Annotated in this window: 17 protein-coding genes and 4 pseudogenes; 20 read left to right on the top strand and 1 reads right to left on the bottom strand. The window is 43.9% G+C overall.

Translation table 11 applies throughout. From position 1 onward, the window contains the following. The first annotated feature begins 46 nt into the window (after positions 1-46). From Vt282_RS07915 to Vt282_RS07850, 14 genes and pseudogenes are all read left to right on the top strand, one after another. Positions 47-1,423 (top strand): YcjX family GTP-binding protein, encoded by a 1,377-nt coding sequence (locus tag Vt282_RS07915; protein ID WP_162063069.1) that lies wholly within the window; start codon positions 47-49, stop codon positions 1,421-1,423. Further along, positions 1,420-2,448: a YcjF family protein gene (locus Vt282_RS07910; protein WP_162063068.1), complete on the top strand. Its 1,029-nt coding sequence runs from the start codon at positions 1,420-1,422 to the stop codon at positions 2,446-2,448. The genes Vt282_RS07915 and Vt282_RS07910 overlap by 4 nt, the downstream gene beginning before the upstream one ends. 100 nt (positions 2,449-2,548) lie before the next feature. Further along, the gene (tyrR, locus tag Vt282_RS07905; RefSeq protein WP_162063067.1) at positions 2,549-4,093 is read left to right on the top strand and encodes a transcriptional regulator TyrR; all 1,545 of its coding nucleotides are present in this window, start codon (positions 2,549-2,551) and stop codon (positions 4,091-4,093) included. A gap of 26 nt (positions 4,094-4,119) precedes the next feature. Continuing rightward, positions 4,120-4,674, top strand: coding sequence for a ribosomal protein S5-alanine N-acetyltransferase (gene rimJ, locus Vt282_RS07900; protein ID WP_162063711.1), 555 nt, complete (start codon positions 4,120-4,122; stop codon positions 4,672-4,674). 231 nt (positions 4,675-4,905) lie between these two features. Continuing rightward, entirely contained in the window at positions 4,906-5,379 is a 474-nt protein-coding gene (locus Vt282_RS07895) for a DUF2947 domain-containing protein (RefSeq protein WP_162063066.1), read from the top strand. A gap of 233 nt (positions 5,380-5,612) precedes the next feature. Continuing rightward, entirely contained in the window at positions 5,613-5,792 is a 180-nt protein-coding gene (locus Vt282_RS07890; RefSeq protein WP_162063065.1) for a hypothetical protein, read from the top strand. 305 nt (positions 5,793-6,097) lie between these two features. Beyond that, on the top strand, positions 6,098-6,745 hold the full coding sequence (locus Vt282_RS07885) for a GTP cyclohydrolase II (protein ID WP_174855823.1): 648 nt from the start codon (positions 6,098-6,100) through the stop codon (positions 6,743-6,745). A gap of 158 nt (positions 6,746-6,903) precedes the next feature. Further along, positions 6,904-8,166: an imelysin family protein gene (locus Vt282_RS07880; RefSeq protein ID WP_162063064.1), complete on the top strand. Its 1,263-nt coding sequence runs from the start codon at positions 6,904-6,906 to the stop codon at positions 8,164-8,166. 124 nt (positions 8,167-8,290) lie between these two features. Beyond that, positions 8,291-9,685 carry a di-heme oxidoreductase family protein gene (locus Vt282_RS07875; protein WP_162063063.1) on the top strand — a complete coding sequence of 465 codons (1,395 nt, stop codon included), beginning with the start codon at positions 8,291-8,293 and terminating at the stop codon, positions 9,683-9,685. 9 nt (positions 9,686-9,694) lie between these two features. Then, complete coding sequence (locus Vt282_RS07870) at positions 9,695-10,753, top strand: imelysin family protein (protein WP_415663420.1); 1,059 nt, start codon at positions 9,695-9,697, stop codon at positions 10,751-10,753. Continuing rightward, the gene (locus Vt282_RS07865) at positions 10,734-11,864 is read left to right on the top strand and encodes a DUF1513 domain-containing protein (RefSeq protein WP_174855822.1); all 1,131 of its coding nucleotides are present in this window, start codon (positions 10,734-10,736) and stop codon (positions 11,862-11,864) included. The genes Vt282_RS07870 and Vt282_RS07865 overlap by 20 nt, the downstream gene beginning before the upstream one ends. A 128-nt stretch (positions 11,865-11,992) precedes the next feature. Further along, a pseudogene (locus Vt282_RS21715) lies at positions 11,993-13,521 on the top strand (L,D-transpeptidase family protein). Positions 13,522-13,752: 231 nt separating this feature from the next. Next, a complete protein-coding gene (locus Vt282_RS07855) occupies positions 13,753-14,295 on the top strand; it encodes a YcbK family protein (RefSeq protein WP_162046200.1) in 543 nt (180 codons plus the stop codon). Positions 14,296-14,403: 108 nt separating this feature from the next. Next, a complete protein-coding gene (locus Vt282_RS07850; RefSeq protein ID WP_162046201.1) occupies positions 14,404-15,060 on the top strand; it encodes an MBL fold metallo-hydrolase in 657 nt (218 codons plus the stop codon). A gap of 6 nt (positions 15,061-15,066) precedes the next feature. Here Vt282_RS07850 and Vt282_RS07845 read toward each other — a convergent pair whose 3' ends face one another. Further along, a complete protein-coding gene (locus Vt282_RS07845) occupies positions 15,067-15,768 on the bottom strand; it encodes a DUF2982 domain-containing protein (RefSeq protein WP_162063062.1) in 702 nt (233 codons plus the stop codon). 220 nt (positions 15,769-15,988) lie between these two features. Here Vt282_RS07845 and Vt282_RS07840 point away from each other — a divergent pair. The 6 genes and pseudogenes from Vt282_RS07840 (at position 15,989) to Vt282_RS07815 (ending at position 21,907) form a co-directional block, all read left to right on the top strand. Next, positions 15,989-16,357, top strand: a pseudogene (locus Vt282_RS07840) (MarR family transcriptional regulator). Between the two features lie 367 nt (positions 16,358-16,724). After that, on the top strand, positions 16,725-17,849 hold the full coding sequence (locus tag Vt282_RS07835) for a TRAP transporter substrate-binding protein (RefSeq protein ID WP_162046204.1): 1,125 nt from the start codon (positions 16,725-16,727) through the stop codon (positions 17,847-17,849). A gap of 145 nt (positions 17,850-17,994) precedes the next feature. Further along, the gene (locus tag Vt282_RS07830; protein ID WP_162046205.1) at positions 17,995-18,528 is read left to right on the top strand and encodes a TRAP transporter small permease subunit; all 534 of its coding nucleotides are present in this window, start codon (positions 17,995-17,997) and stop codon (positions 18,526-18,528) included. A gap of 13 nt (positions 18,529-18,541) precedes the next feature. After that, a pseudogene (locus tag Vt282_RS07825) lies at positions 18,542-19,822 on the top strand (TRAP transporter large permease). 103 nt (positions 19,823-19,925) lie between these two features. Beyond that, positions 19,926-21,279, top strand: a pseudogene (locus tag Vt282_RS07820) (cache domain-containing protein). Then, positions 21,272-21,907 carry a response regulator transcription factor gene (locus Vt282_RS07815; RefSeq protein ID WP_162063061.1) on the top strand — a complete coding sequence of 212 codons (636 nt, stop codon included), beginning with the start codon at positions 21,272-21,274 and terminating at the stop codon, positions 21,905-21,907. Before Vt282_RS07820 ends, Vt282_RS07815 begins: the two are co-directional and overlap by 8 nt. The last annotated feature ends 122 nt before the right edge of the window (positions 21,908-22,029 follow it).

Genomic DNA, 22,029 nt, shown 5'->3' with positions numbered 1-22,029 from the left:
AGATTTACTTATATTGGCTACCGTCATAAGAGTTATGAGAGTTTAAATGAAGAGTATTAAACAAGAAGTGAATGATTTTCTGTATCGCAGCATGGACTCACATGTGCGCATTGCTGTTACCGGTCTGTCACGTGCGGGTAAAACGGCATTTATTACTTCATTGGTGAATCAGTTACTTCATACCTCTACTCATCAGCAGTTACCACTGCTCAGTGCGGCCCGCGATAAGCGCTTGATTGGCGCTAAGCGCGAGCCTCAATCGAATATGATGGTGCCACGTTTTGCTTACGATGATGCGATGATGCAACTGCAAGGCGCAGAGCCAAATTGGCCAGAGCCAACTCGTGATGTGAGTGAAATACGCCTTGCACTCAAATACAAACCAACCAAACGTACCAAAAAGCTTATAAGCAGCACTGCGACGCTTCATTTGGATATTATTGATTATCCGGGTGAATGGTTATTGGATCTGCCATTACTTGATATGGAGTTTGAAGCATGGGCTGAAAGCCAGTTTGCTGCACTTAAGGGTTTACGTTTAGAGCTTGCAAAGCCTTGGTTGGATGCGTTGCAAACCATTGACCTTGATGCGGAAGTGAGCGAACAGCAACTTCAAGAAATTTCACAGCTTTACACTGATTATCTTAAAGCGTGTAAAGACCAAGGCTTGCACTGGGTGCAACCGGGTCGCTTTGTGCTGCCGGGAGAGTTGGAAGGGGCTCCGGTGTTGCAATTTTTCCCATGCCGCATTACCGATGAACATAAAGTAGTGCGTGGCAGTAATTTAGCCATGTTGAAAGCTCGCTACCATGAGTACCAAACTAAGGTGGTGAAAGCGTTCTATAAGCAGCATTTTTCGACCTTCGATCGCCAAATTATTTTGGTGGACTGCTTGCAGCCGCTAAACGCAGGCTATGACTCCTTTATGGATATGCGCGCCGCGCTTGAACAGTTGATGCACAGTTTCAAGTACGGTCGTAGCAATCTACTTAAGCGTTTGTTTGCCCCTCGAATTGATAAGATACTATTTGCCGCGACCAAAGCCGATCATGTGACACCGGATCAGCATGCTAATTTGGTGTCGTTGCTGCAACAAATGGTGCATCCCGCATGGCAAACCGCCTCATTTGAAAACATTGAAATTAGTTGTATGAGTATGGCGTCGATTCAAGCGACACAATCGGGCTTTATCGCTAACAATGGGAAATCGACGCCAGCAATTCAAGGCACAACTCTGGCGGGGGATGCAATGACCGTTTATCCCGGCGAAGTGCCAAATAAATTGCCAAGTGCTGCTTATTGGCAAAAGCAGGGCTTTGAATTTACGGCGTTTCGACCAATGAGTAGCCATCACGATGAGCCGCTACCCCATATTCGGGTCGATAAGGTGTTGGAGTATTTGATTGGAGACAAATTGAAATGAGTGAATTTAAATCGAAACAGGTCTTTGATCAGCCGCTTGACGCTAATCCACAGCCGCAAGTTGAACTGACGGCACAGCAGCAGTTCCAAAACAGTGATTCGTTTGTGCCTATGGCTGTTGAGACTGAAACGACGCATGAAAGTGAGCAGCAATTAGAGCAGATTATTCGACCTAGCAAAAAGCGTAAATGGTTGGCAACAGGTTTAATAACCGCGTTTTCAGGTTTGGTCGCATGGCAAGCGGTAGACAGTGTCGTCACTGCAATTCAAACCGCTGACTGGCTTGCATTAGGCTGGGCTGGATTTATTTCGGCGATTGCTGCGCTTGGGTTAGGGGCAATCGGCAAAGAGTTGTGGAAATTGCGTAGTCTGCGTGATCATTTCTCAATTCAAGAGCAAAGTGAGCTATTGCTTGCAAGCGATAGTGTTGGTCAAGGCAAAGCGTTTTGCCAAGATATTGCTAAAAAAGGCGGCATACTGCCGGAGTCACCAAGTTATGATCGTTGGCTTAATGGTTTAAGTGCTTCTCATTCGGATGCTGAAATTCTTGATATGTATGATGCCATTGTTGTGGCGGAGCAAGATAAACTCGCGACTAAGATTGTGACCAAACACGCCAGCGAATCGGCAGTATTGGTAGCGATCAGTCCGTTAGCAGTGGCAGATATGCTGCTGGTGGCTTGGCGTAATTTTAAGATGGTTGACAACCTAGCTCAGGTTTATGGTATTGAACTGGGTTACTGGTCTCGCTTGCAGTTGTTTAAGTCAACGTTAGTCAATATGGCAGCCGCGGGTGCAAGTGAATTAGCCATTGATGCCAGCGTTGATCTGATGTCAATGGACTTGGCTGGCAAACTTTCTGCACGGGCAGGGCAGGGACTGGGCGTTGGCATTTTAACCGCCCGCTTAGGGGTAAAGGCTATTTCGTTACTGCGGCCAATGCCGTTCCATCGTGACAGAGCGGTCAAGCTATCGGCAATTCGCAAGCAGATTGTATTAAAAGTCGCCGAAATATCCGCAAAATAAATTTAATGTGATGCTGGTATTGTTGCCTCTCTTGACGGCAAATAAGGGTTGAAGGAAACTACTGTCAACTTTTCCTGACACCCTTATTAGGATTATATCAGTGCGTCTAGAAGTCTTATGTGAAGATCGACTTGGCTTAACCAAAGAGTTGCTCAATATCCTCGCGACAAGAAACATCGATTTGCGTGGTATCGAAATTGATATTTCAGGCATTATTTACCTAAATTGCCCTGATATCGATTTTGATACCTTCAGTGAATTGATGGCGGAAATTCGCCGTATCTCAGGCGTAAAAGATGTACGCAAAATTCAGTTCATGCCAATGGAAAGGCAAAATACTGAGCTCGTTTCACTGCTTAACAACCTGCCTGAACCTGTATTGGCGATTGATTTGCGTGGCAACATTGATATGGCTAACCACGCAGCATTAAACCTGTTTAATTTGCCAAAGCAGGAAGTGATCAAACAGCAAATCAGTCATCTGCTGCCAACCTTTAACTTCTCGAAATGGGCTGAAGGTAATATTACTCGTCAGCGTGAAAATATCGTGGTCAATGGTCTCGATTACGTGATGGAGATTACGCCGGTCTACATCACGACTGAAAACCAAGAATCTATTCTTGCCAGCACAGTAATGATCATTCGTGCGGCGCAAGACAAATCACTGCTTAAACAAATGTTACCGGTACAAAGCACACTTGGTTTTGAACACTTTGTTGGTATTTCCAATCGTCATAAGGCGCTGATCAATCAAGCTAAAAAGCTCGCCAATATGGACCAGCCATTGCTGATTCATGGCGAAACGGGGACGGGCAAAGAAATGCTGGCGCGTGCATGCCATAACCGTTCTGATCGCGCAGCAGAGCCTTTCCTGGTGTTAAGTTGTGCATCGATGCCAGATGATGTTGCCGAGACAGAACTATTTGGTCACGGTCCAGGCATGTTCAATCATCAAGAGGCGTATAAGGGCATCTTTGAGCAGGCAAATGGTGGTACGGTATTCCTCGATGAAATCGGCGAGATGAGCCCGCACTTGCAAATCAAGCTACTGCGTTTGTTGCAAGATGGTCGTTTCCGCCGTGTCGGAGAAGAACACGAAGTGCAAGTGGACGTGCGTGTGATTGCGTCTACTCGCCACAATTTGGCTGAATTAGCCGAATCAAGATCATTCCGAGAAGATTTATTTTATCGCTTGAATGTTCTCACACTGCAAATTCCACCGCTGCGTGAACGCAGTACAGATATTGAGCCATTATTGGCAATGTTTGTTTCAAAATACGTTGGGCAGTTAGGGATCAAACGTCCAGAGCTAGCGCCTGATTTGATTGATCAACTTAGTGCTTATAATTGGCCGGGCAATATGCGTCAATTAGACAATATGGTGCTGCGTGCGTTGACTGAATTGGAAACGGATACTCTGAGTGTAGAACAGTTCCATCTGCCACAAATCGATGCGTCGATGGCTGCAGGCTCTGCACTGTGTTTAGATGGTTCACTTGATGACATTATGAAAGATTACGAGTCACGAGTGTTAGAGCGCTTGTATCAAGCCTACCCATCGAGCCGTAAATTGGCTAAGCGTTTAGATGTCTCGCATACATCTGTGGCTAACAAGCTTAGAGAATACGGGATTCGCAAGCTTTGAATAGTCAGGTCAGCACACCTCAACAGATGCATTATCAAGACGATGATCTTATTGTGCGCACGGCACAAACTTACGATGCGCACATGATCTATGAGTATTTCACCATAAATCGTGAATTTCTCAAGCCTTGGGAGCCCAAACGTGAAGACGAGTTCTTCACTATTTCGGGTTGGACGGTGCGCTTGATCAAACTTGATGAGTTACATAAACGAGGTTTAGGGTATTATATACTGGTTATCGATAAACCCAGCGGTAAGATGCTAGGAACCATCTCGTTCAGTAATATTACCCGTTTTCCGCTCCATAGTTGTAATCTTGGCTATTCATTGGCTGAAAGTGCACAAGGTAAAGGCTACATGACTCGCGCTTTGCAAGTGGCGATTGACTATATGTTTGAGGTACAGAATATTCACCGTATCTCTGCCGGATATATGCCTCACAACCATCGCAGTGAAGCGGTGCTTAAGCGCTTAGGTTTTGAACGAGAAGGCTACGCCAAAGATTTCCTATTGATTGATCAGCAGTGGCAAGATCATGTGATCACTGGATTAATCAATCCGAATTGGAAATTAACTCAATGATGAGTGATAGGCTTTAGTAGCAAGTTACAAACAAGCATTGGTTCGACTTATACCGATGTTATTGAACGACAACCAAGGTCAAAGTTGGTTGGAATAAAGAGTTAGAAAGCAGCAAGTGTCTGAAATAATGCACGAATCGATGAAAATTCGTTGGTATTATGACACGCTGCAAGACAGATTATTGAACAGGCCAGTGACAAAGACTGGCTAAAGTCTTAATTGAGGAACAAGATGTCTTATTTACCTTTGGACCAGTACCAAAGAAAATGGATTTTTACTCATCAATCGATGCCGGTACCAAGTGAAGATCTAAAGGCGATCAAGCCAATGGATCAAGCGCGTTCGGCACAGCTATGGAAAGATAATATTAGTGCCCAAAGTCCAGATGCTGAGCGTTTAAGCTCAAGTGATTGGCCGATGAAAGCAAACAATTGGTCGTCAACGGTTGATTGGATGAGTGCTTGGGAAGCTGACGAACAAGAGTTACCGACAGAAGTGCTTGAGTATCTTGACTGGCAGGATGATGTAACTGTTTATTTTTGCTATGAAAAATACAATGTAATTGAAACTAAATGGTCAGTATTTAAGAAGCATTGGAAGAACTTTTTGTTCTATGATGACGGCCCAATTTTGATTGGCCGCCGACGTCATGAGGCACTATGGTTTGGTGATAATGGTCAGGTTAAGTTGGGTAAACGCGACTGAACCACATTAAATAAACGAAAGTTTGAAGAGCGAATTTTGACAAGATCAATTCGCTTTTTTTGATTTTAGGATCCAAGTTTAGATCCTATTTTTTAAATTAAATCAATAGATTGAGTTGTGATATTTATCGCATATATGTGATTAAATAATGCATGAATCGATGATTTTGGTATCATAACAAGTAGTTAGTTGTTATATAAAACTAACTTTGTGATGATTAATAGGGAAATGCTGTGGAAAGTTTATTAGTGCAATTGAAAAAGGATTTCTATAAAAACATTAGTTCACTTCAGGCATACACACTGCCTCAAAGCCAGCCAACATTAAACGTGTTAACTGAAGAAGAGTTGGCAGAACTCGAGCATGTTTGGGTTGAACTATCTGTTTGGCAACGCAATCAAGCATCGTACTAATTTTTAATCATCATCACATTAGATAAACCCCTGCGCATTAGTTAGTGCCCAGGGGTTTATTTTTGTCAGTGCTCTTTGGGATGTCATCTACTCAAGCAAAATGACTAACACCGATCAGAACACTTATCATTTGGTCCCACGCTGGCGTGATGTGAACACCGGGTTACGTCGTTCAATCGCTGTAATAGATCGCTTTGGTATATTTCTTTTGGTTCTAATTCCTGCTGAATATTAGAACAAATGTGATCTAAACATTGAATTCTTTGGTAAGAGTCCTCATAGTTACCCCACAGAGGCATTTTGTAATGAATGCGTTTACAGAAATAGATAACAACAGTCTTCAAGTGAGTAAAGAGATGGCGGAAGTACGAGCCAGAGTAGAATTCAAAGTCGGCGTTGGTAGTAAAATCGACGCAGAGATCCTTTCCTTTAAAGGTCTAGAAACAGATAAAGAGCATGTTGCAGTCATCTTCAAAAAAGCAGACCACACTCAAGATGTACCGTTAGTTCGCATGCATTCTGAATGTTTAACTGGCGATGTGTTCCATTCGTCACGATGCGATTGTGGCGAACAGCTAGAAGAGACCATTGAAAAAATGGGAGAAGCTGGTGGCATCATCCTCTATTTGCGTCAGGAAGGACGCGGTATTGGTTTATATAACAAAATCGATGCTTACCGCTTACAAAGCCAAGGTATGAATACCTACGAGGCAAACAATCATTTGGGATTTGGTGATGATCTACGAGATTTTACTGAAGCTGCCCAAATGTTGCTTGCTTTAGGGGTTGGTAAAATTCGCTTGGTGACTAATAACCCTAAAAAAGTGAATGAGTTGAAAGAGCACGGCATCGAAATTGCCGAAGTGGTCAACACGCTTGCTCATATCAAAGATGGCAATGAAAGCTATCTGCGCGCCAAAGTGTCTCATGGTAAACACCTGTTAAAGCTTTAACAGCTTCCATTGAAATAATTGTTATAAAAACCTCCGTATGTGGTTTTTATTTGAACCAAATAAATTGTAACTACGTATTATTCGCAACTGATATCAGGAATGATAATGATTAGCAATACCGATAATTTCAGTCTTCAAGCTCAACAAGGATTTTAACCATGAAGGTAAAAACACTTTTGGCACGCTCAGTTGCGACCGCGTTTCTTTTCGCCGGTACGTCAGCTTTTGCTGCTGATGTCACTAAGCAACAAGTTGTTGAACACTATGCAGATTTAGCTCACGCTGTTTTTGCTGATTCACTCTCCACCGCAAAAGACCTAGATAAATCAATCGACGCTTTTCTTGCCGCCCCCTCTGAAGCAAAGTTTGAGCAAGTAAAGCAAGCATGGCTTTCCTCCCGTGTACCTTACCAACAATCAGAAGTGTTCCGTTTTGGAAATGCAATTGTTGATGATTGGGAAGGGCAGCTCAACGCATGGCCACTTGATGAAGGCTTAATTGACTACGTGTCATCAGATTATCAGTATGAACTCGGTAATGAAGGTGCAACCGCCAATATTATTGCTAATACAGAAATCACCATAGGCGCAACCAAATTAGATGTAGCGAAAATCACGCCTGAGTTAATTGCAGAGTTAAATGAAGTGGGTGGTTCAGAAGCAAACGTTGCCTCTGGTTACCATGCTATCGAGTTCTTACTATGGGGCCAAGACCTCAATGGCACAAAGTCTGGTGCGGGTGAGCGTTCATATACGGATTTTGTGGTTGGAGAGCAATGTACCAACGGTAACTGTGAACGTCGTGGTGAATATCTTCAAGCTGCCGCTGAACTGTTAGTTCAAGATCTTGAATGGATGGAAAAGCAGTGGTCAGCGCAACAATCAAACAATTACCGTCAGCAGCTTCTTAGCGAGTCAGCAGAGAATGGTTTACGTAAAATGCTGTTTGGCATGGGATCGCTATCTTTAGGTGAACTCGCTGGTGAGCGTATGAAAGTGGCGCTTGAAGCAAACTCGACAGAAGACGAGCACGATTGCTTCTCGGATAACACCCACAACTCTCACTACTACAATGAGCAGGGTATCTATAACGTCTTTACGGGTAGCTATCAAAAAGTTGATGGCAGCAAACTTGAAGGCCCTAGCATCTATGCGTTAGTGGCTGAAAAAGACCAAAAAGCGGCTGATGAGATTCAAAAGCAGTTTAATTCTACTTTGGAACAAGTCGGTCAGTTGGTGAGTTCTGCGGAAGAGAACGACCAACATTTCGATCAACTGATTGCAGCAGGTAATACTCAAGGCAACGCATTGGTTAATAAAACCATCCTATCATTAGTAGCGCAAACTGCTTCAATTGAGAAAGCCGCACAGCTCATCGGCGTTGACAGCTTGAGTCCAGATACAGCGGATCACGAATTCTAATCAAAACTACCACCAAATACTAGAGGGCTCGATAGAGCCCTTTCAGCCTACATTGCCACCAAGCTTTGTGTCATCAAAAACAACAACAGACGCATTGAGGGCAATAACCAGAGAGAGCACTGGAATGAAGCGGTATATAAATTCTTCTCTATTTATCTCATTAGTCGCAGTTATTAGCTTTTCTTCGTTAGCCAATGAAGTGAAAACTGGCGGCAGCACTGCGGTTAAAAAAGACGGTGCCAATGCCTTTTCGTTGCCTGCGGCTAATTTGCCCATGAGTAAACGTCTCGATTTTAGCGTCGGTAACAGTTTTTTTCGTAATCCTTGGGTACAAGCGCCCGCATCAACAGATGCAAGAGACGGATTAGGCCCACTGTTTAACACTAATGGTTGTCAAAACTGTCATATCAAAGACGGCCGAGGTCATCCGCCAGAGCCTAGCGATCTGCATGCGGTATCGATGCTGATTCGTTTGAGTATTCCAGCGATGACGGCTGAACAAAAATTGGCTTACATCAAGGATGGCAACATACCAGAACCCACTTATGGTGGTCAGTTACAAGACTTTGCGCTGCAAAACGAAACACCGGAGGGCAAAATTAACATCACCTACAGTGAACACGCCGAAACGTTCGCTGATGGCACCAAAGTATGGCTACGCAAACCTAAATTGACCATTACTGATTTGGGCTATGGCGACATGCACCCAGATACCATGATGTCTGCACGAGTAGCGCCACCGATGATTGGTTTAGGCTTACTTGAAATGATCCCAGAACAAACCATTTTGCAGTGGGTTGATGAGCAGAAGACTTCTGATGATGGGATTTCTGGCAAAGCCAACCGAGTGTGGGATATACAAACACAGGCGTTCGCTTTAGGTCGTTTTGGTTGGAAAGCAGGACAACCCACGCTGATGCAGCAAAATGCGGCAGCATTCAATGGCGATGTTGGCCTAACCAGTCATTTATTTCCTAACGAAAACTGCACCAGTAATCAGACGATTTGTTCCGATTTACCCAATGGTGGTGAGCCTGAAGTGAGCGACAATATTTTAGAATTTGTCGAGTTTTACACTCAGCATCTTGCTGTGCCAATTCGTCGCAATGTCAATGATGCCCAAGTTAAACAAGGACAAGCGCTATTTACTCAGATCGGTTGTCAAAGTTGCCATAAAACCAATGTAAAAACTGGCAAAAGTGCGGATCTTCCTGCGCTTTCAGAGCAGTTAATGCATCCTTATACCGATATGCTGTTGCACGATATGGGAGAAGGTTTGGCGGATAATCGCCCTGAATATTTAGCCAACGGCAGGGAATGGCGTACTCCACCGCTCTGGGGAATCGGTTATACCCAAGAGGTGAATGGACATACGTATTTTCTTCACGATGGACGTGCTCGCAGCCTAATGGAAGCTGTGCTTTGGCATGGCGGTGAGGCGGAGCAGAGCAAGCAAAAGGTATTGCAACTTAACCAAGCGGAGCGTGATTCGCTTATCGCATTTCTAAATTCGCTCTAAGGAGTCAGGATGAGTGACAAACCCCTATTTTCGCTTGCTACCAAAGCCCCAGTATTGAAAAGCATCATGATTGGCATGGTGTCTATTGCTGTCGCTTCACATGTCAATGCGTCTGAGAAAATGCCGAAAAGCCATATCAGTGATGGTGTGTATCAAGTCGAACGCACTGCGGCGAATAACTTCAGCCGACAAGCGAGCGAGCTAGAAACCAGTTTGGTTGATTACTGCAGCAATGTCGGCAATTTTTCCCAGCTAGAGCAGCAGTGGCAGCAAACCATGACAACGTGGATGGGGTTACAAGGACAAGAGCGCGGTCCTCAAATGGCGCTCGAACAAAACTGGAACGTGCAGTTCTGGCCAGATAAAAAGAATACCACTGGGCGAAAAATGTTAGCTCTAGTCAAGCAGAATAAAGTGGATTGGCAAGCGAGTGATATCGCCAAGCAGAGCGTCACAGTGCAAGGGTTGGGGGCAATAGAGTGGCTGCTTTATGATCAAGCGTCGGACTTTAAGCGCAGCAATAGCACTTGTCAGTTAGGCGTTGCGATTGGACAAAATTTGGCGACTAATGCCAACAAAATAGCGCAGGCATGGCAGCACAATCCGTGGACACAAATGAGCGAAAAACAATGGGACTCAGAATACGTTGCGATGTTGTCAAATCAACTGGATTACAGCATCAAAAAGCTGAGTCGCCCATTGGCGAAAATCGGTAAACCTCGCCCTTATTTCGCAGAATCTTGGCGCTCTGGTACATCCATGTTGAACCTCAAGCAAAATATAGAGGCGATGCAAGCCTTGTATCTCGCTGGTGGATTTGGCCTAGATGCCCAGCTACGCAAATTAGGTAAGGCTCAATTGGCCGACCGCATAAAACAGCAATTTGCATTAACACTCGACACTTGGCCGACAGAGCAAAGCTTGTTCGAATTACTGAAAACCAAGCAAGGTTACCAAAGTGTGCTTGCTCAACGTAACAAACTTGAGCAACTTAATTATCTGATTCATGAAGAAGTAGCGATCGAGCTTGGTGTGGTAATAGGATTCAATGCAACCGATGGTGACTGATACAACACGTAGAAAGCTGCTTAAGGCAGCGTTATTGGGAATGGCAACCCCAATCGCAGGAATGACACGAGCATTTGCAGGGCAAGATAAACGGTCAACAGCAACGCCTCAATTAATCGGTTGTGCGTTGCGTGGACGAGATCAATATCAGGTTGTGGTTGCGGATAGTCACGGTTTACCCATTCGTCAGTTACCTCTGCCTGAACGTGGTCATGGTGTAGCGATTAACCCGAAGCGAGGTCATGCCGTCGCTTTTGCTCGTCGCCCCGGAAGTTATTTGATGGCGTTTGATTATCACAACGGACAAACCATTGCGCTCAAGAAAGCCAATTCCAACCGTCATTATTATGGACATGGTGTCTATTCTAATGATGGCAATTGGCTGTTTGCGACCGAAGGAGAGCGAACAACTAGTCGCGGTATTATCGGTGTGTATGATGTGACAGAGGGTTATAAGAAGGTCGATGAGTTGACAGGTTTTGGCATCGGACCGCATGAAGTGATCATAATGCCTGATGATACCTTGGTGATTGGTGTTGGTGGTGTACATACTGATGGCCGCACACCACTCAATCTAGATTCTATGCGTCCAAGTTTGACTTATATTTCCCGACAGGGTGAGCTACTTGAGCAGCGCAATTTGGCCGACTCTCATTTGAGCATTCGCCATCTTGCTCATGATGGTGAGAATACAGTGCTTTGCGGTCAGCAATATCGTGGTGACCCAGATGATTATCCATCATTACTGGCAATGCATACCCAAGGTGAGGAGATGGTTGCATTACATGCCGAGCCAGAACAATGGGCACGCTTTAATCATTATATCGCGAGTATTGCGGCCAGTGATAAGTGGATTTTGGCCACTTCGCCACGAGGTAATTGCTATGGCATTTGGTCAAAGCAATCGGGTGAGTTGGTTGAGTTATCGCCATTGCCTGATGCATCCGGGGTGGTGGCAAAGGGCGGGGTGTTTTCAGTCAGTTCTGGTTCAGGAAGCGTGATTACTTTGCCGCAAAATGATCAGCTTCAACACCATCAGTCTCAAATTCGAGACAAAAAATCCGTTTATACCGCAATTCAATGGGATAACCATTGGAGCGCAATAAGTTAAGTCTCGATTTTATAAATAACATATTGATAATCAGTATTGAGGCATTTTAAGAAAACATCCCGGTGAGCAGCCAAATGGAATATCTCTGCCATACTTGATTGCATGACAGGAAAACCGTGCAATCTATGATGTTTCGAAAATGCCTTATTCTTCTCTCATTGTTTCTTTTGCCTCTCTCTGTATGGGGCAGCAGTTATTTTGAACGACTTGGCTGGTTAGATGCGGCGCAAGTAGATTCGTTACACTATCCATATCAGGTTGAAGCGATTTATCGCAATAATCACGATCAGTTGATTTGGCATGATGCAGAACAGAGCAGTCAATTAGAGTTTCAGCTTGAGCTCATTGAAGAAGCGGGCGTGCATCCGTTGCTTGCGGAGCAACTTAACAAGCTTAGGAAATATCGCGACAATAGTCAGTGGTATCAATATGACGTCGTTGCGACCGACAGTCTGATTGCCTACATGAGTTACGCAGAGCTTGCTAAGCAGCATGGCAAAGATTGGTTTTTCGGCGAAAAGATAATGCAGTCTCTGCCTTTGCCCAATGAGTTTGTAATGGCAGGTCTGGAATCTTCAATTCAATCACAACAACTTGACGCATTGATAGATGCATACACACCAGATACTGACAGTTATCAAGCGCTGATCGAAACGTATCTTCGTATTGCCAGTGAGCGTTATGAAATCGTTCCGTTGTACACACAAGCGACTCGCCTAAAGAAGGTTGGTGACGAATTAGAGAGCAGAGAGGTGTTGTTGCAGCGCCTTCAGCAAGTGGATGTGGACTTGTTCTCTGTCGATCAGCAAATTGGCTACTATGATCATCAATTAGAGTTAGCTGTGAAACAGTTTCAGCGTATACATGGTTTGACCCCTGACGGAATTATTGGGCCCAAGACCATGACATGGTTAAACAAAAGCAGTAACGCGCGGCTTAAAATGCTCGCACTTAACGCAGAGCGAAGCCGTATTTGGCCAGAGCAACGTAACACCATTATTTTGGTTAACGTTCCGGGTTATCACTGGAATATTGGTTTGGTGGAGAGCCGGTATTTCAATCGCAAGTGATCGTCGGCAGAGAGGAGCGTCCAACGCCAGTGATGATCGCTGATCTTGATTCAGTGATTCTCAACCCGACTTGGAATGTCCCGTGGAAAATTATGGTTGAAGATATCATTCCTGAAGTAAGGAAGGATCCACGTTATCTCGCGAAGAAGAATATCAAAATCATTCAAGGGTGGCATTCAAACCAAGTTATCGACCCTCGGTTTATTGATTGGTATGGGACACACCCTAAAGCCTTTCCTTATCGAATGAAACAAATGTCAGGTGAAAACAATGCCTTGGGATTGTATAAGTTTAATACACCCAATGACCGAGCCATTTTTTTGCATGACACGCCAAGTAAGCATTTGTTTAATGAGTCTGCTCGAGCATTTAGCTCTGGTTGTGTGCGAGTAAAAGACGCACATTTATTTGCTTCGATGTTACTCGAAAATCAAGGTATTAACTTGGCAGAGATTCAGCAAAAAGGTGTAAAGCCAAACAAGTCGATTCCTTTAAGAGAACGCATTCCTGTGCATATTATTTATCAGACAGCGTGGGCAGAAGAGGGGATCGTTCAGTACCGAGACGACATTTATCAACTCGACTAGCCTCAATGGCTGATCAGCGGCAACTTAGTGCCATTCGTCACATTGACGGAAAATTTACATTCTCTTGCAAATGATGATTTATAAATTATTTGCTAACAAGTTCAATAGTTAAACGATAAGACTGTCAATTAACCATAATTTAAGCATGTTTTATGCATTTGCACTTCATCTCAGACTTAGGTAGTGTCCACGGCGGCACAAAATCTACACAGAGATATGAAGGGCAGTACAGTGCAGGTAACACGCAGAAATTTTATAAAGTTGGCAGGAAGTGGTTTGGTTGTAGCAAGTTGTGCTCCTAGTGTAGCGCTTGCATCAACCCCAGATCTTTCACGTTCATTGGCATTTAATAATTTGCATACTGGCGAGAATCTAGAAACTTGTTATTTTGATGGTAAGCAATACGTAGCGAAAGAGCTTGGTCGTATTAACCATATTTGCCGAGATTTTAGACGTAACGAAATCCACAAGATGGATAAGCATCTATTTGATCAAATCTCCCTAATTCAAAAAGAGTTAGGTGTGGATTCAGAAGTGCAGATTATTTCTGGTTACCGCTCACCAGCAACCAACGCATCATTACGAGCGCATAGCAGTGGTGTGGCGAAGAAGAGCTACCACATGACAGGTCAAGCGATCGATTTTCGTTTAGAAGGTGTGAGTTTACGCCGAGTACGTGATGTTGCACGTGAAATCAAAGCGGGTGGTGTGGGTTATTATCCAAGCAGTAACTTCGTGCACATTGATACGGGTCCAGTACGCTATTGGAGCTAAGTAGCGTAAAGCTTACCAACTTACGTAATAGTTAGGCGTATCTTTCTTGAGGTTCGCCTTTTATCGTGTCATAGTGCGGCCAGATTCGCTATTTTGAAAGGTTATTCTATGTCTCTGAAATATCAGGTTGTTCCTGTTACATCATTCTCGCAAAACTGCTCTATCGTTTGGTGTGACGAAACCATGAAAGGTATCGTAATTGATCCTGGTGGTGACGAGAAACAACTTGCGGTTTTAATTAAAGAGCTAGGTGTGGAGGTGGTTAACCTGGTGTTGACACATGGGCACCTAGACCACGTAGGTGGTACTCAACCCCTAGCGCAATTACTTGGTGGCACACCAGTGGTTGGTCCGCATAAAGAAGACAATTTCTGGTTACAGGGACTCGAAAACCAAAGCAAAATGTTTGGCTTCCCTTTGACCGAAGCATTTGAGCCAGATCAGTGGTTAGATGATGGTGATACCATTACATTTGGTAACCAAGTGATGCAAGTGTTGCACACGCCGGGCCATACTCCAGGTCACGTGGTATTGTTTAGCCAAGATGCACAATTGGCTTTTGTTGGTGATGTACTGTTTAACGGTAGTATTGGTCGTACAGATTTCCCGAGAGGTGATTTCAACACTCTAATTACATCCATCAAGACTAAGTTGTGGCCTTTGGGTAATGAAGTGCGTTTTGTACCAGGCCATGGTCCAGAGTCGACATTTGGCCGTGAGCGTGCATCTAACCCGTATGTAGCGGATGAAATGCCGCTGTATTAACGGTATTCAATAAATGGTTTCAGAAAGGTCACGATTGTGGCCTTTTTCTTTATCTGCTGCCGCTAAGTATCGGCGCATTAATCCGACAAACTCTTCACCCGAGCGATCCAAGTCGCTCACCGCGATAAATACGTCATAGTCATATAAAGCCCTTTGATTGGCCATTCGATTCGCCAACATCGCTTGTAAGCCGGTGTATGTTGTACCATCTTCGAGTTGATAAGGTCGCGAGTCTAGCACTTTGTCTTCAAAATAGTTGATTTGCCCACTTTGCTTGAGACCTAGATAAAGCAAGGCTCTCTGGCTGAGCAGCAGTTCAGTGGTGATGCGAGGGCAAATGCTATCAAGATAGGGCGCGTAGTCTTTTAGCTTAATTCCTATCCAAGGTAAGGGTTGGTACCAACCGTCAGTATGACACTGGCAAATACCAAGCTTGGTAATGTTTTTCCAGTGAACGACCCAACCCCCTTTAGCGAAATGTTGTTGAAAATGGGTTGCGGTCAATGTGTAGCCAACAGTAGATTGTTTAATAAAGTGTTTTAGTGAAAAAAAAGCGGCAATGATGAGCAATATACCAACGATAAATTGCTGCCATTGGGTGGAGAACCAAATTACAGCCGCAACTAATATCGTGATGGCAATGGCGACAAACGGCTGATGTAAACCTAAGGTTTTGATTCGATGATTATACAAGTGCAGTGTTTTCATTTGTTTCTGTACGCCTTCCCCCAAAAGAGTAAAAATCAGTACTCAAGCAGAACAAATTGATCACTGTAAATATTGACTATTTTGTAAACTTACACCAATTTGACACGCGTTTTTGTCGTAGAATCGGGTCGATTCCCTGTCATTAAGCGCAAATTTTTGGTATAAAACGCGCTTCAAATTTTCACCACTGCTCGGTATGCAGTGAAATGGAGAACACTCGATGAGACTTGCTCACAAGCGCAAAGTGCAACTAAAACTGCAAAAGCACATCAAAGCTGCAGTTGCTAACGTTCAAGCAACTAAAAAAGCTAAGCCTGTAGTTGAAAAGAAAGTTGCTGTTGCACCAGTAGCAGAGAAAGTAGTTGCTGCAAAGCAATCAGACGTTGCTCTTACTCCTAAACAACAACAAGTGCTAGACATTATTGTTGGCAATGTTGAGGGTATTAACCCTAAAGGTATCGGCCTTGCTGCAGGTCAGGATGAAGCGAAAGCGGCATCTTGGGCAACAGGCACTTAAAAGCTATTAGAAGAAAATCTGGTAGTTAAAGAACAATTAGCGGGCAACAAAGTTATCTATAAAGCACTTTAATCAGCTTGCTAATGACATAAAGACCTCACAATGTGAGGTCTTTTTTGAAAAACGGAAGTTCATACAAATTAGAAATGATTACATCACAAATTTGAAAATAAATGGTGTGATATTGTGGTGCATATACGTACGTATCTGGTCAGAGCCTTATCCCAATGGCCTTGAAATAAAATCCAGTTCTATCAAAGGCTAATCGTGCTTGCGGTGAATGTAGTACGTATAAACACGTAGCATACTGTGCGTATGTAAAATTTTCTCTGTTAAATTTTCAGTGTTCTCGCCGATTTTACAAGTCCAATGTTTCAGCCATGATGACAGTGCTAAGGAAGTGTTATTCAAAACGCTCATTGAAACAAAGGACCTGAAAATGAAAGCATTAAATTCATTCTTTGAAGGAAACGTAAAGTTAGGTATTGCAACACTAGCAGCTTCGGTTGCATTGGTGGGTTGCGGTGAAGAGTCCACGCAAGAGACGACACAGCAGCAAGCGCAACCTGAAAAAGTATACAAACTAAAGCTAGCTGAAACTTGGGGACCAAATTTCCCAGTCTTTGGTGATACAACCAAAAACATGGCGAAGATGGCGGAAGAAATGTCTGGTGGTCGCCTGGTTATTACAATTGATTCATCGAATAAACACAAAGCACCATTTGGTGTGTTCGATATGGTGAAATCAGGCCAATATGATTTAGGCCATTCCGCATCTTATTATTGGAAAGGCAAAGTACCTAACACTCTATACTTCACCTCTATGCCTTTTGGTATGCTGCCGACAGAACAATACGCGTGGTTCTACCATGGCGGTGGAATGGAGCTAATGGAAGAGGTTTATGCGCCACACAACTTGTTGTCTTTCCCTGGTGGTAACACTGATACACAAATGGGCGGATGGTTCCAGAAAGAGATCAATTCAGTTGATGACTTACAAGGTCTGAAAATGCGTATCCCAGGTTTTGCGGGTGAAATTCTTGCTGAACTGGGTGCAAAACCTACCAATATTGCACCGGGTGAACTTTATACTTCACTTGAGCGTCGCACGATTGATGCGTTGGAATGGGTAGGCCCATCTCTCGATCTACGAATGGGTTTCCACAAAATCGCACCTTACTACTACACCGGTTGGCATGAGCCAGGAACAGAGCTTCAGTTCCTTGTAAACAAGCGTACTTGGGATAGCCTACCAGCCGATCTGCAAGCCATTCTTGAAGTCGCGATGAAAACGGCTGCGTACGATATGTACACACAATCTAAGCATGAAAGCGGTAAGAACTGGGCAACCATCAAGTCTGAGTACCCAAATGTAGAAGTGAAAGACTTCCCACCAGAGGTTATCGCGGCACTGGAAGAAGCAAATGGTCGTCTACTGGCTTCTCATGCAGACAAAGATGAGTTAGCGAAGAAAATTCAGGAATCGCAAGCGACGTATATTGAGCAAGTTCGCCCTTGGTCAGATATCTCGCACCGCGCTTACCTGAACAGCCAAGCTGAATAAATCAGCTTGAGAATAATAGCGCCTGAAAGCGCAGAAAAATGATGTGACTCAGTCACACGAAGTCCAAGAAAAACCCCCTTTAATTATTATAAGCTCCACCAGTCACGGCTGAGTGGAGCACTTTTTAAGTTCCATGGAGTTAGGGATGAGAAGTCTTATTTATGTCGAGCGATTGTTCAATCGCTTCGGGGATTTATTAGGGTGGTTATCAAGCATCCTGTTTATCCTACTACTGTGTAACGTTGTTTATGATGTAGTGATGCGTTATGTGTTTAATGATGTGTCGATTGCATTTCAAGAAATGGAATGGCATTTGTTTTCCGCCGTTTTTTTGATCGGTGTGCCATATGCAATCAAAGCTGGTGGCCATGTGCGCGTAGACCTTTTCTATGAGCGTCTATCCAATAAAGCCCAAGCGGTTATTGATTTACTTGGCACCATTTTTTTCCTACTACCTTTCTGTTTGTTAGTCGCATGGTATGGCGTTGACTTTGCCAAAGAGAGTTATGCGCTCAATGAAATGTCCGGAGACCCAGGCGGTTTACCTTACCGTTGGATAATTAAGGGTCTTATTCCACTGTCATTCTTGTTTATGGCGATCAGCGGTGTCGGATTAATCCTGCATTCGCTTAATCGTATTTTTAACCCGCATTTAATGCACACAACCGCAACGAAATAATAGGAGGCACAAGATGATTGGTATCGTAATGTTTTTTGTGGCTCTATTTGCACTGTTGTTGGGGTTTCCAGTTGCGTTCACTTTTGGCGGGATTGCACTGATTTTTGGTGTTTGGGCAGAAGGCTTTGATATGTTTGCCTTCATGCCATATCGAATTCAATCCATTATGGAAAATACCGTGTTAATGGCAGTACCACTGTTTGTTTTCATGGGGTTAGTTTTACAAAAAACACGTCTTGCTGAGCAGTTGCTTGAATCGATGGGGAAATTGTTTGGTGGTGTACGAGGTGGTATTGCTATATCCACAGTACTGGTTGGTGCACTACTTGCCGCTTCAACGGGGGTCGTGGGGGCGTCTGTCGTTGCAATGGGCCTTATCTCGTTGCCTGTCATGCTCAAGTACAACTACGATAAAGGTCTTGCTTGCGGAACCATCTGCGCTTCAGGCACGTTAGGGCAAATTATTCCACCTTCAATTGTGCTGATTTTGTTGGGGATGTGCTTGGTGTTCCGGTGGGTGACCTATTCCAAGCTGCAATATGGCCGGATTGGTGCTTGTGGGTGCGTATGTCATTTACATTCTTATTTACGCAAAAATGAATCCAGAAGCGGCACGTCCGATTGACCGAGATGAAAATGTGAGCCGCCAACAAGAGGTGATAGCCGCGCTTAAGCGGTGATCCCACCTTTGGCTCTGATCGTTGTCGTGCTTGGTTCGATATTTGCGGGAGTGGCAACACCTACCGAATCAGCGGCATTAGGCGGTGCTGGAGCGATAGTTTTGGCATTACTGTATAAGCAGTTTAGCTGGGGAATGGTCTATCATGCCGCCAAAGAAACAGTCAAAGTGACGGCAATGGTCTTTGCGATTCTGCTCGGGGCAACCGCGTTCTCAATGGCGTTTACCTATACAGGTGGCGATCATTTGGTTGAGCAGTGGATGTTGCAAATTCCTGGTGAAAAGTGGGGCTTTTTAATCATCACGATGCTGGTGATCTTAGTGCTGGGTTTCTTTATCGATTTTGTTGAAATCTGTTTTATTATCGTACCGATTTTAGCGCCAGTCGCAGAGTTGCTAGGCATCAACATGACATGGTTTGCGATTTTGATTGCAATGAACCTACAAACCTCATTCCTCACTCCACCATTTGGCTTTAGCCTATTCTATCTCAAAGGTGTCGCGCCGAGTGGCGTAACTACCCGTGATATATACCGCGGTGTGATGCCATTTATTGCGATACAGATAGTGGTGTTGGCAAGTATTCTTGTTTTCCCTGAATTTTATGGAATGTGATCATGTGATTTTTGTTAATCGCATGTAAATGTTAAAGTGAAGTGGCTTACATCAGTAAGCCACTTTTTTTATGGATGAAATACAAAGAGCTAGGGATTACGGTATGCCGCTCAAAGCCAAACTGATTTTATTGAGTTTGCTACCACTGTTGTTGGTGACCATCAGTATTAGCTGGATCTCTGTATATCAAGCACAAACGTTGCGGGAAAAAGAAATTGAGATTATCCGCTCTAGTTTGATTGATGCTAAAGAAACCGCACTCAAAGACAGTGTCGATTTAGCGTTTGATGCGATTCCCATGTCTACAATGATCCGGCTCTTGATGAGCAATTTGCTAAGCAGCAAGTAAAAGCGATTATCGAAAAATTGCGCTACGGAACCGATGGGTATTTTTTTGTTTATAACCAAGATGGTACCAATCTCGTTCACCCCATTATGCCTGAGCTACAAGGGCAAAATTTGATCGACATTCAAGACAAGAATGGCGATTTCCTGATTGTATCTTTACTAGAGCAAGCCCGGCAGGGTGGTGGGTTTCATCAGTACTTATGGCAAAAGCCTTCAACTGGTGACATTGTCACAAAACTCAGTTATGCCGCTTGGTTAGATAAATGGGATTGGATGATTGGGACCGGACTTTACATTGAAGACATCAGTGAAGATGTCGCCGTGTTAAACAGTGCGGTCAATAAAATATTGAAACCACCTTTTTTTCGATGGTGGTGATTTTGGTGGTGACTGTTGCACTCATCGTGGTGGTGACGCTTGCGGTTAATCTGCATGAACATCGGATTGCTGATCGTAGTCTCAAAGAATTGGCACATAAAACAGTTATGTTTCAAGAGGATGAGAAGAAGCATTTAGCGCGAGAGCTCCATGATGGCATTAATCAACTGCTAGTGTCGAGTAAGTGCCATTTAGAATTATTAGCCAATAAACTTGATGACGAAGTACAAAAACAGCATTTAACGCAATCTCAAAACTCTTTGACGATGGCGATCAATGAAGTGCGGCATATTTCTCACAAGCTAAGACCTAGTGCGCTCGATGATATAGGACTAGAAGCGGCGTTGACGACGCTGCTGCAAGATTTTCGTGCGCATTCAGGTTTGACGATTGAAGCAACATTCGATACCAATCGAAGTAAACTACGCTCAGAGATCGCGACGACGCTATATCGTGTTGCGCAGGAATCTTTGACCAATATTGAGAAACACTCACAAGCAACGCAAGTAAATGTGATATTGCAGCAACTTGGTCAACGCTTGCAGTTGATTATTCGCGATGATGGCGTAGGTTTTGATGTAGGTGCGACTTTGCGACGAACTGGGATCGGTTTGCGCAATATGCGCGAGCGTGTTGAGTTTATAGGTGGTGATTTTGAGTTAGAGAGTGAACCGGGATTCGGCACAGAGATCACCGTGCTATTAGAATTGGATGAGTTAGTTTATGGATAAACCAATTACGATAGTTATCGTCGATGATCATCAGGTTGTTCTTGATGGTTTTATCGCACGCTTAAGTTTAGAACGTGACTTCGACGTCATCGGTACCGCAAGTAATGGTGTGGAAGCCGTTGAAGTCGTTAAATCCCTACAACCCGATGTAGTGTTGATGGACGTCAGCATGCCTTTGATGAATGGCATCGATGCCACACGCATTATTAAAGAAAAGTGTCCCCACGTAAAAGTATTGATGCTTACCATGCATGATAATCGCGAATATATTATGAAGGTGATGCAGTGCGGTGCCGTGGGTTATATGCTCAAAGAAATCTCGGCAGAGAAGATGGTTCAAGCGATAAAAACCGTTGAGCAAGGATCAACGTATTTTTGCGAATCGGTGACGCAGACATTGTTTTCTCAGGGGGAGATTTCGACAGCTAACAGACCTAACCCATTGAGTCGGCGTGAAGAATCGGTGCTTAAATTGGTTGCGCAGGGCTACAGCAGTAAAAAAATCGCTGCGATGCTGGATATTAGTTATCGTACAGTCGAAACACATCGCCAGAACATCAAACATAAACTGGAAATGTCGAGTACGGCTGAGCTTGCCAAATATGCGGTCGAGCGGGGAATGATTTAAGCAATTCTGTCATGGAAACAGATAAAGACTTAAAGTGATATCGAATTTGATGCTTATTACGTGCCACAATGTTGCAATTGTTGATAGGTAACACCGATTACTTGTATAGCTTATAACGTTTT

This window comes from Vibrio taketomensis, assembly GCF_009938165.1.
In the GTDB taxonomy this organism is placed as follows: domain Bacteria; phylum Pseudomonadota; class Gammaproteobacteria; order Enterobacterales; family Vibrionaceae; genus Vibrio; species Vibrio taketomensis.
Note: the sequence above shows the minus strand (reverse complement) of the source record. Positions and strands in the feature narration are given on the sequence as shown.

Bases quoted from the DNA above. Each gene is read 5' to 3' on its own strand.
- Vt282_RS07915 (WP_162063069.1), top strand. From the start codon at position 47: ATGAAGAGTATTAAACAAGAAGTGAATGATTTTCTGTATCGCAGCATG.
- Vt282_RS07910 (WP_162063068.1), top strand. From the start codon at position 1,420: ATGAGTGAATTTAAATCGAAACAGGTCTTTGATCAGCCGCTTGACGCT.
- rimJ (WP_162063711.1), top strand. From the start codon at position 4,120: ATGCATTATCAAGACGATGATCTTATTGTGCGCACGGCACAAACTTAC.
- Vt282_RS07895 (WP_162063066.1), top strand. From the start codon at position 4,906: ATGTCTTATTTACCTTTGGACCAGTACCAAAGAAAATGGATTTTTACT.
- Vt282_RS07885 (WP_174855823.1), top strand. From the start codon at position 6,098: ATGAATGCGTTTACAGAAATAGATAACAACAGTCTTCAAGTGAGTAAA.
- Vt282_RS07880 (WP_162063064.1), top strand. From the start codon at position 6,904: ATGAAGGTAAAAACACTTTTGGCACGCTCAGTTGCGACCGCGTTTCTT.
- Vt282_RS07875 (WP_162063063.1), top strand. From the start codon at position 8,291: ATGAAGCGGTATATAAATTCTTCTCTATTTATCTCATTAGTCGCAGTT.
- Vt282_RS07870 (WP_415663420.1), top strand. From the start codon at position 9,695: ATGAGTGACAAACCCCTATTTTCGCTTGCTACCAAAGCCCCAGTATTG.
- Vt282_RS07865 (WP_174855822.1), top strand. From the start codon at position 10,734: ATGCAACCGATGGTGACTGATACAACACGTAGAAAGCTGCTTAAGGCA.
- Vt282_RS07850 (WP_162046201.1), top strand. From the start codon at position 14,404: ATGTCTCTGAAATATCAGGTTGTTCCTGTTACATCATTCTCGCAAAAC.
- Vt282_RS07845 (WP_162063062.1), bottom strand. From the start codon at position 15,768: ATGAAAACACTGCACTTGTATAATCATCGAATCAAAACCTTAGGTTTA.
- Vt282_RS07835 (WP_162046204.1), top strand. From the start codon at position 16,725: ATGAAAGCATTAAATTCATTCTTTGAAGGAAACGTAAAGTTAGGTATT.
- Vt282_RS07830 (WP_162046205.1), top strand. From the start codon at position 17,995: ATGAGAAGTCTTATTTATGTCGAGCGATTGTTCAATCGCTTCGGGGAT.
- Vt282_RS07815 (WP_162063061.1), top strand. From the start codon at position 21,272: ATGGATAAACCAATTACGATAGTTATCGTCGATGATCATCAGGTTGTT.